This is a genomic window from Ruegeria sp. SATB045 (genome assembly GCF_059613525.1).
Genome location: NZ_JBXWSR010000012.1, coordinates 22641 through 34360 on the forward strand (window position 1 = coordinate 22641; position 11720 = coordinate 34360).

Sequence of the window (11720 nt, forward strand, 5' to 3'; positions counted from 1 at the left end):
TGTATTTACCAACGAACTATGCCGCGTGGCTCCTTTGGCAAATGGTTGGTCATTTGTCGGGTCGGCGATCGTCGGCTATGCGGCGCGCGCCGCTTCATCGCAACAAGTTAAGATTTGCCAGAATGGTGGGGATCTTCGTTTTCAACTTGAAGAAGCCCGCATTGGCGTAGGGCCAAGCGATACTATCGTGGTTGCGTCTTACCCGATGCAGTAGCACGCCCGCCTCGGCCAATTTGGATTCGGCTCGGTCCAGACGCGCCCGTACGGGACCAATGGGAGGATAGGCGGTGGCGACGGTTCTGACCCCGATCCGCTGGGCGGCCGCGAGGATTGGGACACTCCAGTCATCGGCGGATTGAGGCTGCACGTCAGTGCTCGCCAGAATGCCGCGCAATGCGTCCTTCGTAAATCTTTGCGCCGCCTCGCCAATTGGCTGCGGAGACCGACCATGAGTCGCCAGCAGACCCAACACACCTGCCGGTTCGTGCGGCATAATATCGTAACTACTTAGGTCTTCTTCGGTCAGCAAAAGCAAATAAGGTCCCGAAGGTGGCGCGTTGCATGGCGCGATTGGTCGCCTTGGGTGATCGGCAGCTTCAGTCAAAGGATCAGCCACTTGTGCAAGACCTGTCGGACTAAAACGACCGTTGGTATACTTCTCGATGTTCTCGGGGCGGGCCAGGTAGGTTTTGCCTTTCGTGTGCAACCCAGCGACCCATCGCCAACTGAGTGTATTCGACGCCTGATCACCATCGAGCAAATGCCTGAGAAAGAAATCCGCACCCAGTTCCCATGGCAAGCGAAGCGTAAAAATCCAGATCGACGCCATCCACATGCGCGCATGGTTGTGCAAATATCCCGTTCGGATCAGCTCTGTCGCCCAGTGATCGAAACAGTCGATTCCGGTCGCGCCGGACACGGCCTGGCTGTAGGTCAACTGCAGGCTTGGATCAGATTCCAACGCTTGATAGCTTTTGACCAATTCGAATTGGTACATGGACCAGACACTGGGTCGTTGTTCCAGAAAGCCCTTAAAATATGTGCGCCAAAATACCTCTTGCACGAATTTCTCAGCCTGCCCGAGGCGATGCGAGGCTAGTACACGTATCAGCACTTCTTCTTCAGTTATGAGCCGATGCCGTATCCAAGGTGACAAAGCCGAAACATTCGTGCGCCGTTCAGCGCCGAAGTCGTAGTTTCGCGTGCTTGCGTAATGGCGACCGGTGCGCGCCGCAAAGCGCTCAAGACGTTGCAACCCGGCTGCACGTGTTGGGGTGAACGCGATCGGTTCGTCGCTCAAGGCTAGTCCCGGTAGCACACCGCTCATGGCGCTCGCCGACACCGGACCGAGCAATAGCGGACTTCATTCCAAACCTTCGCCCATTTCTTGCGCCATGTGAACGGACGACCGCATCTGGTGCAGGTTTTCTGGGGCAGATCAGATTTCTTACGCATTTTCATAGAGCATCTCCGAAGGGCAGGCTCAATTGGGTTGCAGTGTCCTTTTTCGAGCGTTGTTTGCGGTTTGTCTTTCGGCTGGCGTGTTTGGCAACAATCGCTTGGGCCTCCGAGCGAAACTCGGGGCCACGTCGTACTGCCCAGACTCGTTTGCGTGCGGCTTTTGCCGCCGCAAGGTGGTCAAAAATACGAACAGGATAGCGCCGCCCGATCACTTGGGTTGAAGCCTCATACTTCCAAGGCTCATGAATGTATCTATCGGGAATTTCAGCAAGTTCAGGCAACCATCTTCGGATGAATATCCCAGCCGGGTCCTGATCATATCCTTGTTTGACCGGGTTGTAGATGCGCACTGTATTGATGCCCGTAGTGCCCGATTGCATCTGGACCTGGCTCCAATGTATGCCAGGTTCATAGTCGGTGAACATACGCGCCAGATGCAGCCCAGGTGCACGCCAATCCAGCCATAGATGAAAACTTGCCACCGCCATTACCATCGCACGCATCCGAAAGTTAAGCCATCCCGTCGCCTGTAGAGATCGCATACAGGCATCCAAAAACGGATATCCGGTTTCCCCCGCACTCCATGCGCCTAGAGGCTCGGTGCTTGGGGTTTGCGGACGCAGACCGTCGTAAACCGAGTGCAAGTTCTCAAATTCGATCAGGGGGTCGTCTTCAAGCTTTTGGATAAAGTGGCAATGCCAGTGCAGCCGACCAGAGAAAGAGCGCAAAGATTTTTGCCAGTTTCGCGCCCCTTGCGGAAGGCTCCGACGACGCGCGTCGCAAGCTTGCGTAACCTCACGCATCGAATGAGCACCCCAGGCGAGATACGGAGAAAGCCGGGAGCACGCCTCTGCACCCGACACCGGGCTGGACATCTCGCACTGATAGTTCTCGCCGCGACTGGACAGAAAGCTTGCAAGGCGTTCCAAACCGGCACGTCTACCCCCGGCCTGACGTTGCGGGCAAGGATCACTGGCCAAGCCCAGATCGCGTACCGTCGGTATGTGCCCGAGTTCAAGTTCAACTGGCGGCAATGCGGGCACAGGTGTGATTGGCTCAGCCATAAGCCTGTCCCAGCGGGTCGCCCACCCATCCCGCGATCTGAGTTTTCGCCAGACGCCATGGTTTTGTACTTCGGTCCAGGGCACCCCCTGTTCACGGCACCATGCGGCAACTTTCAGATCTCGCTGATAGGTCCAATCGTTACCGGTCTCTTCGTGGGACCAAAGAGCGTGCAACAGCCCAGCCTGATTTAACTCATCCAAAATGTCTACAATTGGACCGAACCGCAAAGCCAAAGGCTGGCCTAACCGAGCAAGATCTGCCCTTAATTCTGTGAGTGTTTCAGAAACAAAACTCCAGCGCCTTGCGGAGGCATCCGGCTGTTGCCAAAGCTCTGGTTCGACAACGTATATTGGCAAAGTTGGTCCAAGCTGAGCGGCTCGTGCCAGTGCCCGATGATCTTCCACACGCAAGTCCCGTTTGAACCATACCACTTGCACTTGCCATGCCCTCACTCACCTATTGCGTGATGCAGATATAACTAGCCCGCACCAAGTACCTGTCCAAGTGAACGGGTTCCGGCTTCCGTGAAGCGGTCAGACGTAGGTGGTGGTACGCACTCTGCTTGTGTTCAATTCAAAATCGCGATCAATAGGTTCAATGCCGAAGCGAAGGCTACCCAGGCCAGATACGGTAGAAAGGCCAACATTGCGATCGGATCTGATCTGCGCACCTGTTGAATGAAGGCGGCAATCACGATCAACAGCGATAGAATGACAACGAAGGCGAACCAAGGCAGATTCAACACGAAGAAGACTGGTGACCATAGGAAGTTCAAGCCCATTTGCGCCCACCATAGCTTCATTTTGACAGAGCTTTTATCCGCCTCGAACTGACGCCATCCCACCCAGGCGATCAGTACATAGAGCAGCGACCAAACCGGAGCAAAGATCCAGTTGGGCGGGTTGAACACGGGTTTGGATAGGTTCGCGTACCATGCACCTGGTGCAGTCAGTGCTCCTATCAGGATGCCACCACCCAACACGAGGACTAAGAAGCCAACCCGTATCAACAGTTTTGTCATCTTTGAAACCTCATTCGTATGACTTAACCACACAAACGGCCATCAGCAATCTGGGATCGACGGCAAGGTTTGCGCGTCAGAAGAGAAAACCGCGTTATTGCTTTCACCTTCTTTCGCATATGTCACTTTGGCGCCGGCAATCTCTGAACCGCTGACAGTGATCTTCCTCTGACCGATGGTGTCATCGACGTCGATGGTAAAGGAAATACTGGATCCGATCTGGAGGGACACAATCTGGAGGTCAATGAAGTCCTGTCCGTCCACAACCGAAGGCACATCGAGCAAAGCTTCTGCGCCATCGATAACTTCAAGAGGTCGAAACACCTCCATCCCTGCGCCAGCCTCCGACACATCAAAAATCAGACGGTCGGAAGATGGCGAAAGGTCTACTCTCAGGGTCGAGGAACCCAAATCGCACCCTCGACAAAGCGCACCTCAAGTCCAGCATGGAGCGCTCCGGTCGAAAGAAAGCCAATGGCCGTTGCCAGCAAGTATGAACGAAACATCGCGACCTCTTAATTGTCTCTATACGTACATTACGTCCTACACAGTTCTCTGGATCTCGAATTTGCTCCCATCCTTCAGATAATCAGCAAGTTGTCACTTGCGGCCCGTTCCGGACCTTGACCGATGCGCTTGCCGATGCAGTGCAGCTCTCACGAAGCAAACGTTCACTCTATTCGGTCCATAAGACGGTCTCCGAGTAAAACTGCGACCAAGCAAACCAAAAGGCCTGATGGCTCAACCGTTCTTCGCCGTTTAATCCGATAGCCCTTACACCCCCTGCAAATAGTTCCAATCTCACGTCTTCAAACGCGACGTCTTGCCCTGCAACCAATGCAGCCACGGCTGTTGCACGGGGAAAGGCGACTGGAGTTCCGTTGGCCGTGATTGTGCCGATTATGTCTTCGTGCACAGGCAGGCGTGGATCGACGTCTCCTATCGGGAATATTGGGCCATTCGCGTCGCGTGTTTCGCGCAGGTTGAAGTCGCGACCTAGGGCCAAAGCTTCAACCAGGACCGTTGTGTTCGGATAAGCCTCGCGCCAAGAACCCCAATTAGTCGTGATAACCGTCGCTTGTTCCAATTGGAGCCCGATATCAGCCAATGGGCCCGTCACGGCCTTGCCAAGGAATGTGTCAAAAACAGAATGTGTTTCGATGTCATACATGACTTTGTTCGAGCGGATAAGCAGGCCAGACGTTCGTAAAATGGGCCGCTTTACGCCTGCCGGTAATCGATCAGTAAAGTAGGCTTGCGCGGCTCCGCAAAGCGTGCAGTAGGGAATACCAAGATCACGCCCCCCGAGTGTGTCATTCACCATTTCACGTACTTCCATTATCCTCCGAGGATAGGCGCGCGCCTGACCGTTCACCACGATGCCGAAGATAACATCATCATCTTCCAACCAAGTCGCCTCGGCTGCGATACTGATCTCGGGATTATCGACGGCAGGGATGCAATGGCAGACATCATCAGTCGAGTCATAGGGACGCGCATCGATGTAAACCCCGCCCCAATCCACGAGTTGCCATGCGATATCGCCCTCGACAAAGATTTTGTCCCAACCGGAAACATAGTTAGTGAAGACATGGCGCTTATGGGCGAGGTAGCCCGGATAGGCGGGAATGTCCCACGCGATCATCTTGTTGATAATCTCCGGGCGCCGAAGTCCGGTATTTAAAGGAATGTCGAGGATCGTCGCCGCGGCCCGTGTCAGCGCAGCGTAGAATTCTGGCCTCCAAGCAAAACGCTGCATGTCGGTGATGATCCAAACTAGTCGAGGATCATACGTTTGCGCGATTGTATCAAAGGCCGCAGCATTTGCAGGGTCCCATGCGGCCTGCGCTACTGCGATCAATAAAATCTCTTCCAAGGCCTCTTTTACAGAAGCATCCAGAGATCCTTCCTGGATCGTCGGTGGTGCCCCAAACTCAGCCGTCACATAGTCCCGCGACGGCCCAACGGTCTGCGCCCAAAGCATGTCGGAAGCGAAACAGAGTACGACGGCAATAGCGAACAGATGGCGAAGCATATTAGTTCCTTCGAAGGGAAATCCCTTGGGAGATACTAAGCCGGGAATACAGGATCGTGGCTTCACGTTTGCATTAGGCTGCAGCAAACCTGACGTTTGAGGTCCCCACTCAGCGTCTCTCAAACGGCCAACGTTCGTTATTGACACTACGGCCGCGGCCGCAAAGCTGACATTGTCGCCATTGCAGCGTTTATTTGTTGAGGCCGCAGGATCACCACACCTGTCTGCCCATACAGAGTAAGCAGGAGTACCAATTGACCATCAATTGGAGGTTTGACCAGACGGATAGATCTGGAGAAAAAATCTAGTATGGACAACTACCCAATCTTTTGGACGTTTCGTCGATGCCCTTACGCGATAAGAGCCCGGCTCGCACTTGCGAGTTCAAGTGTAAAAGTCGAGCTGCGCGAAGTTCTCTTGCGGGACAAACCAGAAGCTTTCTTGCAAACATCTCCGTCCGGCACAGTGCCCGCGCTTCGACTTCCAGCCAAAGTCATAGATGAAAGCTTGGAAATCATGGTTTGGGCGCTCCAACAAAATGACCCGCAGCGGCTTTTGGACATGCCCCCAGAAGGCTGGGGCCTAATTTCGGCAAATGATGGCCCGTTCAAAACTGCACTGGATCACACAAAATACGCTACGCGTTATCCGGATCTAGACTTCAATGAGGAACGCAAGAAAGCGATGGGCTACTTGCTCGACCTCAACGAACGGTTAGTTGGGCGGGCCTGGCTTTTTGGGGAGAGACCCACCCTAGCGGATCTAGCGCTTCTGCCATTTGTTCGCCAGTTGCATATATAGACAGGGCTTGGTTTGATGCACAGAAGTGGCCAAGTTTAATCGCTTGGTTGGATCAGTTCCTAAACAGTGAAGCTTTTTTGCTGGTGATGAGAAAGTATGCAACTTGGTCAGAAGACGATGCGCCGATTTGGTTTAACGGCTGAATGCAACAAGTCATATTCGGCCCTTTGCGGCCGTTGGAGCCTTGTCAGCGCTGCGTCGCAGCATTTCGAGCTGCGGAGCGTCTGCTATGGAGGCCTTTGTCGACGCCCAGCTGAGCCGGGTACAGCAACGCCGCTGTTCAAAGCCACCCTTCGAGATGTGAAGCAGAAAACGAAGTGGGGGCCTTGTAGAAACTGTACGAAACAGGCGTTCGACAAGGTAAAAGCAAGAGTCGCCTTAAAGTAGAAAGCGTCAATCGTAACTATCTAGCGATTCCCCAAGCGTAACACCTGTCCTGCTGGTTCGCAGATCAAGACTTACACCCTATTTTCTGAATCACGCACGATGGAAACAAACGGCTGGTAAAGCCTTCTGAACTTCCCGGAGAAGACCATTCTAGCAGCCTGTGTTTCAGCACAACGCATAATTGCACTCAAAGCAAATTCGATCAGGTCAGCCGGCGCTCCGTTTTGGGAAAGGAAATCAGAGGACACTGCGGGCGAGTTAATCCGTCTGAGCAACTCCTGTTTGGCTCTTTGAAAGAGGTCACTTTTGGTCGGCTTTTTCATATGTGGACATTCGCGGCAATGTAGAAGAAATGCAATCTCGGCTCATCGCTGGGTTTCTCTATAAACAGGATCAATGTCCGCTAGTAGGCAGAATAAAGTGATGATGTGTTGGCACCGCAGGGGGGGCTGATTACTCAACCAAAGATTGCTTCACATATCACCCATACCCCGACGTTCATATTCTTTATTGGAGCGTCAAACATCCATGGGTCGCGAAATTTCAGACGCTGTGACGGACCGACTACGCCCGGATTGACGTCAGACTTCCAACTCTCGTCACCTTCATTCTCGGCGATTGACCTGTTCAAAGCTTCAAATGGGAGAAGCTCCTCGCGGAGTGTCATTTCGTAAATACCCTAGGCACGTCGCGGGTCTGGCCGAAGCGCGTCGAACAGATCCTCAGTCATGACGACTTGGGACACCCGTCCTGCGTGGCGCACGAATGTCGGACCCTCATCCGCCTGTTTCACCGGGCCAAAGGTACTGTATTAATGCGTTTCGATGCCGAAGCGTTTGCCTTGAAACATGGGGAGATCTGGAAGCTTCATGTTTTCCTTTTTTAAATGCAACTAAACGGTCGCGCAAACGCCGTTTTGAGTGCGAATAGGGGTTGGGAAATAGATCAGATAGGAAAAAGTGAAGTTTTTCAGCGCTTACGTTGGAGTTCGGCTAGTTTTTTGGACGCAAGACTCTGGAGAAGTGGCGTAGAGTTTGCTGAAAGGTTTAACTTTTTAAACTTACTACAATAATTTAAGCCTTTTAAGTGGCAAAATTCTTGAGGAGTTATGCGGTATAGAAGAGAGATTGACGGTTTGCGTGCTGTTGCTGTGCTGCCGGTCATTTTGTTTCATGCGGGCTATAGCGTGTTCAGTGGTGGATACGTGGGCGTTGACGTTTTTTTTGTCATCAGCGGCTATCTGATTACAAGCATACTGATTGGCGAGCTGGAGCAGGGTTCTTTTTCTATTTTACGCTTTTATGAACGCAGAGCGCGACGAATATTGCCGGCGCTTTTTGTTGTGATGCTCGCTTGCCTGCCTTTCGCCTATATGTGGATGTTGCCATCGCAGCTAATGGACTTTGCACAAAGTTTGATTGCTGTGATTTTATTCTGCTCAAATATACTGTTTTGGCAGGAAAGCGGGTACTTTGGCACCGCCGCTGAGTTGAAGCCTCTACTCCACACTTGGAGCTTGGCAGTTGAAGAGCAGTTTTATCTCATTGTCCCGGTCTTTTTGCTGCTGGCATGGCGGTTCGGGAGAAATAAGGTCTTTTGGAGCATAGTTGCGATAGCCGCGTTCAGCTTTCTTCTGTCTGAGTGGGGTTCGCGTCGTTTTCCAATTGCAAATTTTTATCTTGCACCAACTCGCGCTTGGGAACTTTTGGCAGGATCAATATGTGCATTTCTAACTTTTGGCCAGAAGCAGCGGTCAAGCAGTTTACTTAGCGCCACTGGACTGGCTCTAATTGTGTTTGCAATATTCTACTATGATGAAAGTATTCCTTTCCCTGGTGTCTTTGCTCTCGGACCTGTGGCAGGCACGGCTCTGATTATTCTCTTTGCGGACAAGAACACTTGGACTGCCCGATTGCTATCGACACGCGTTTTTGTCGGTATCGGCTTGATTTCGTATAGCGCATATTTGTGGCATCAGCCGGTGTTTGCATTTGCACGACTGCGTAGCCTTACAGAACCAAGCCATACTGTGATGTCATTGCTGGTTATTGTGTCCCTGATATTGGCATATGCAACATGGTATTGGGTAGAGCAGCCTGTCAGAAAACTTGGAAACTCCAAAATTGTAACCCAGCGTAGCGTGTTCGCAGCGAGTGGCGCTTCTTTTTTGGCGATTGGGTTGGCAGGGTATCTCGGCAGTGGTTTCGAATGGCGATGGGGCACAGAAATTACGCGCTTTGTTGCAGCGGAAAAGGATACATTGGACCTATCTTGTCTTTTTGATAATGGCGGCAATAAATTAGAGCATCCTGTGTCTCATTGTACCTCAACGAGTGGCATAGGAATTGACGTGCTGATTATCGGCGACAGTCATTCAAACGCACTCAGAGGAGGGGTAGGCCAGGCTTTAGACCGTGCCGGTGTCGGATATTATTCGGTGTCGCATCAAAGTTGTCTGCCTTTGCTGGGTTTCCGACGTTTCACTGCAGAGGGTGCATCTAGCTGTCAAGACTTCCTATCTGGAACTTTTGAGTGGGCCAAAGAACAGGGTATCGGCACCGTGGTACTCGCATCACGGTTTCAGATATTCCTTGATGGAAGTCGCTTCGACAATACCGAAGGCGGGGTGGAAAAAGGGGGACTTGTCTGGGTTGACTTGCTCGAGCGCTCCGAAAGCAAGTGGGATGATCATGAAAGACGTGTGCGTGTTATTGAGAGAATTGAGACAAGTATACGGGACCTTGCAAATAACTTTAATGTTGTACTCGTGTATCCTATTCCAGAAGCAGGCTGGAATGTTCCGAGTTACGGTTTGAAAAAAATTCTCTTTGATGATGGAAATGCTACCATTACCACATCTTACGCTGCCTACATTGAACGTACATCGTACGTTAATTCACTGTTTGACCGACTTACTTTAGAAATACCTAACGTATTTGGTGCGCAAGTTCAAAAGTCGCTCTGTAACCACGAAACGATGCGTTGTCTGAATGCCGATGAATACGGCATTTACTATCATGACGATGATCATATGAGCAACGCTGGAGCCCGACTTGTAGCACCTATTATCGTCAAAGAAATTCAAAAATCTTTACGCGCAATTAGGGGGAGTAACCGCGATTAAATGAGCTAAGCAGGTACGTTGCAATGCGTGTGCGCCGTCGGATAGTTAGTCATAGCTTAAGAAAGAAGTCCCGTCTGCCCGTATGCTATGCGTCTGGCACAATTAAGTACTACCTCAAACAAAACTGTAAGCGGCACTATTTAGCTAAGAAAAACGGCAAATGGTCCTCATGCCAACCTCCGCACACATGCTCCGAACTTTGTTCCGTTTTCAGCGACTTTCTGAAGTTGTCCGGACCACTACGGATTAATCCGGGACGGTGTTTTTGTCTTTTTGGATTTCTGCCTCATTGGGGCTTGGTCTGGAAATCGACGATTTCCGCCGGGTGTTCCGTCGCCGCACCGCCTTCGCCATCGGGGCATTCTCGCAGATCGTTCTGCTACCGATTGCTGCGTTTTGCGTCATAATGGCATTCAATCTGCCGCCGGTCATGGCGGCGGGATTAATGCTACTCAGCTTCTGCCCCGGCGGTGTCAGCAGCAACGTTATTACCAAACTATCGCGTGGTGATCTGGCGCTCTCGGTTTCGATGACTGCGGTCACCAGCGTCATGGCCTTCATAACTGTACCACCGCTGGCCACTTGGTCGGTTTTGTATTTCATGGGCGAAAGCGCACCCGATTTCTCGTTTTTCGAGATAGCGATCTTCACCTTCCTCGTCACAACTTTGCCCGTCATAACCGGCATCATCGTGCGGCATCTCTTCAACAACATGGCGCGTAGGCTGGAGCATCCCCTTCAGAATACGGCAGTCGTCTTTTGGGCGCTGCTGATCCTCGCGTTATTTGTGGCAAACCGAGATCTGATCATCGCTTACATGCCCACCCTCGGGTATTCGACCATGACCCTGCCGTTGGTGCTGATGCTAATTGGTTTGGCTTTTGGTAAAATTCTCAGGCTTAACAAGAGCGAGGGCAAAACGGTTGGTATCGAAACCAGCGTCCAAAACTCGCCTCTGGGTATCACACTGGCCATTGTGATCACTGGCACGAGTTCTTCACTCGGGGAAGTCCCCATGGCGCTGCCTTCGGCTTTGTATTCGATCACGATGTATCTGGTCGTTCTGCCATTCATGTTCTATTTCCGCTGGAGAAGTAGAGGTGACGCAATGGAAAGCGTCGCTGCAGAGTGACCCATCTACAAGCAGAAATGGGCGACCAAGAGAACTAACAAAATCACCAAGAGCCTGCCCGCTTAGGGCAGGCTGAGTGTTTAACCCAGATGGGATATTCTTGCTTCCACAATGCGTCAGTCTTTGTTGCGCTTGAAAACCCACGGCCAGAACCGAGGTTGCAGGAGCTCACGATATGAAGACAGCAATCACTGAAATGTCTGGAATTGAGCATCCAATTATTCAAACCGGAACGCACTGAGCAGGAATTGCGAGACTGGTGACCGCCGTTTTAAATGCAGGTGGTTTGGGCACCATCACGGGGCTGACGCAAAAGACGCCCGCCGACCTCGCCTATGAGATCGCGCAATGCAAGGACATGTCCGATAAACCAGTCGCCGTGAACGTCACCTTCCTGCCAACCGTCAACGCGCCGGACTATCCGGCGTTGATCAAAGTGATCATCGATGGCGGCATGAAAATTGTTGAAACCGCTGGTCGCAACCCCGCACAGGTGATGCCCTATCTTAGGATTGCCGTTGGCTCAATGGTTGCTGATGAGTGGCCTCGACCCGAAGCAGACATGTCTAAACTTAGGGCTGAGCGCGAAGCTGAAAATCACTGTAGCTGCATCGTTTGTTAGGTACTGTCTCGAAAATTGACGCTGTTTTACTTGGCTAGAACCAGTGTTCGCTCAGCTGCTTGATTGGAATTG

Annotated in this window: 11 protein-coding genes; 4 read left to right on the top strand and 7 right to left on the bottom strand. The window is 51.9% G+C overall.

The window, feature by feature from the left end; all coding sequences use genetic code 11:
• Positions 1-94 precede the first annotated feature (94 nt).
• From AC2FNR_RS02135 to AC2FNR_RS02160, 6 genes are all read right to left on the bottom strand, one after another.
• The gene (locus AC2FNR_RS02135; protein ID WP_496847814.1) at positions 95-1327 is read right to left on the bottom strand and encodes an FAD-binding domain-containing protein; all 1233 of its coding nucleotides are present in this window, start codon (positions 1325-1327) and stop codon (positions 95-97) included.
• Positions 1324-1455, bottom strand: a complete 132-nt coding sequence (locus AC2FNR_RS02140) for a DUF2256 domain-containing protein (RefSeq protein ID WP_496848157.1) — start codon at positions 1453-1455, stop codon at positions 1324-1326. The genes AC2FNR_RS02135 and AC2FNR_RS02140 overlap by 4 nt, the downstream gene beginning before the upstream one ends.
• Positions 1456-1457: 2 nt before the next feature.
• A complete protein-coding gene (locus tag AC2FNR_RS02145; protein WP_496847815.1) occupies positions 1458-2978 on the bottom strand; it encodes an FAD-binding domain-containing protein in 1521 nt (506 codons plus the stop codon).
• Positions 2979-3094: 116 nt separating this feature from the next.
• Entirely contained in the window at positions 3095-3547 is a 453-nt protein-coding gene (locus tag AC2FNR_RS02150; protein ID WP_496847816.1) for a TspO/MBR family protein, read from the bottom strand.
• Between the two features lie 42 nt (positions 3548-3589).
• Positions 3590-3871, bottom strand: a complete 282-nt coding sequence (locus AC2FNR_RS02155) for a hypothetical protein (RefSeq protein WP_496847817.1) — start codon at positions 3869-3871, stop codon at positions 3590-3592.
• Between the two features lie 352 nt (positions 3872-4223).
• Positions 4224-5582: a DUF3179 domain-containing (seleno)protein gene (locus tag AC2FNR_RS02160; RefSeq protein ID WP_496847818.1), complete on the bottom strand. Its 1359-nt coding sequence runs from the start codon at positions 5580-5582 to the stop codon at positions 4224-4226.
• Positions 5583-5891: 309 nt separating this feature from the next.
• On the opposite strand from AC2FNR_RS02160, the gene AC2FNR_RS02165 reads away from it, so the two are divergent.
• Positions 5892-6383: a glutathione S-transferase N-terminal domain-containing protein gene (locus AC2FNR_RS02165; RefSeq protein WP_496847819.1), complete on the top strand. Its 492-nt coding sequence runs from the start codon at positions 5892-5894 to the stop codon at positions 6381-6383.
• A gap of 458 nt (positions 6384-6841) precedes the next feature.
• On the opposite strand, the gene AC2FNR_RS02170 is transcribed toward AC2FNR_RS02165, so the two are convergent.
• On the bottom strand, positions 6842-7093 hold the full coding sequence (locus AC2FNR_RS02170; protein WP_496847820.1) for a hypothetical protein: 252 nt from the start codon (positions 7091-7093) through the stop codon (positions 6842-6844).
• Positions 7094-7878: 785 nt separating this feature from the next.
• Between AC2FNR_RS02170 and AC2FNR_RS02175 the strand changes: the two genes are divergently transcribed.
• From AC2FNR_RS02175 to AC2FNR_RS02185, 3 genes are all read left to right on the top strand, one after another.
• Complete coding sequence (locus tag AC2FNR_RS02175; RefSeq protein ID WP_496847821.1) at positions 7879-9894, top strand: acyltransferase family protein; 2016 nt, start codon at positions 7879-7881, stop codon at positions 9892-9894.
• Positions 9895-10159: 265 nt separating this feature from the next.
• Positions 10160-11026 (top strand): bile acid:sodium symporter family protein, encoded by an 867-nt coding sequence (locus tag AC2FNR_RS02180; RefSeq protein ID WP_496847822.1) that lies wholly within the window; start codon positions 10160-10162, stop codon positions 11024-11026.
• A 259-nt stretch (positions 11027-11285) separates the two neighbouring features.
• On the top strand, positions 11286-11648 hold the full coding sequence (locus AC2FNR_RS02185; protein ID WP_496847823.1) for a hypothetical protein: 363 nt from the start codon (positions 11286-11288) through the stop codon (positions 11646-11648).
• Positions 11649-11720 lie beyond the last annotated feature (72 nt).

What these genes read in the sequence shown, in the direction of transcription:
- AC2FNR_RS02140 (WP_496848157.1), bottom strand. Translation starts at nt 1,455, where the DNA reads ATGCGTAAGAAATCTGATCTGCCCCAGAAAACCTGCACCAGATGCGGT.
- AC2FNR_RS02175 (WP_496847821.1), top strand. Translation starts at nt 7,879, where the DNA reads ATGCGGTATAGAAGAGAGATTGACGGTTTGCGTGCTGTTGCTGTGCTG.
- AC2FNR_RS02170 (WP_496847820.1), bottom strand. Translation starts at nt 7,093, where the DNA reads ATGAAAAAGCCGACCAAAAGTGACCTCTTTCAAAGAGCCAAACAGGAG.
- AC2FNR_RS02165 (WP_496847819.1), top strand. Translation starts at nt 5,892, where the DNA reads ATGGACAACTACCCAATCTTTTGGACGTTTCGTCGATGCCCTTACGCG.
- AC2FNR_RS02150 (WP_496847816.1), bottom strand. Translation starts at nt 3,547, where the DNA reads ATGACAAAACTGTTGATACGGGTTGGCTTCTTAGTCCTCGTGTTGGGT.
- AC2FNR_RS02135 (WP_496847814.1), bottom strand. Translation starts at nt 1,327, where the DNA reads ATGAGCGGTGTGCTACCGGGACTAGCCTTGAGCGACGAACCGATCGCG.
- AC2FNR_RS02160 (WP_496847818.1), bottom strand. Translation starts at nt 5,582, where the DNA reads ATGCTTCGCCATCTGTTCGCTATTGCCGTCGTACTCTGTTTCGCTTCC.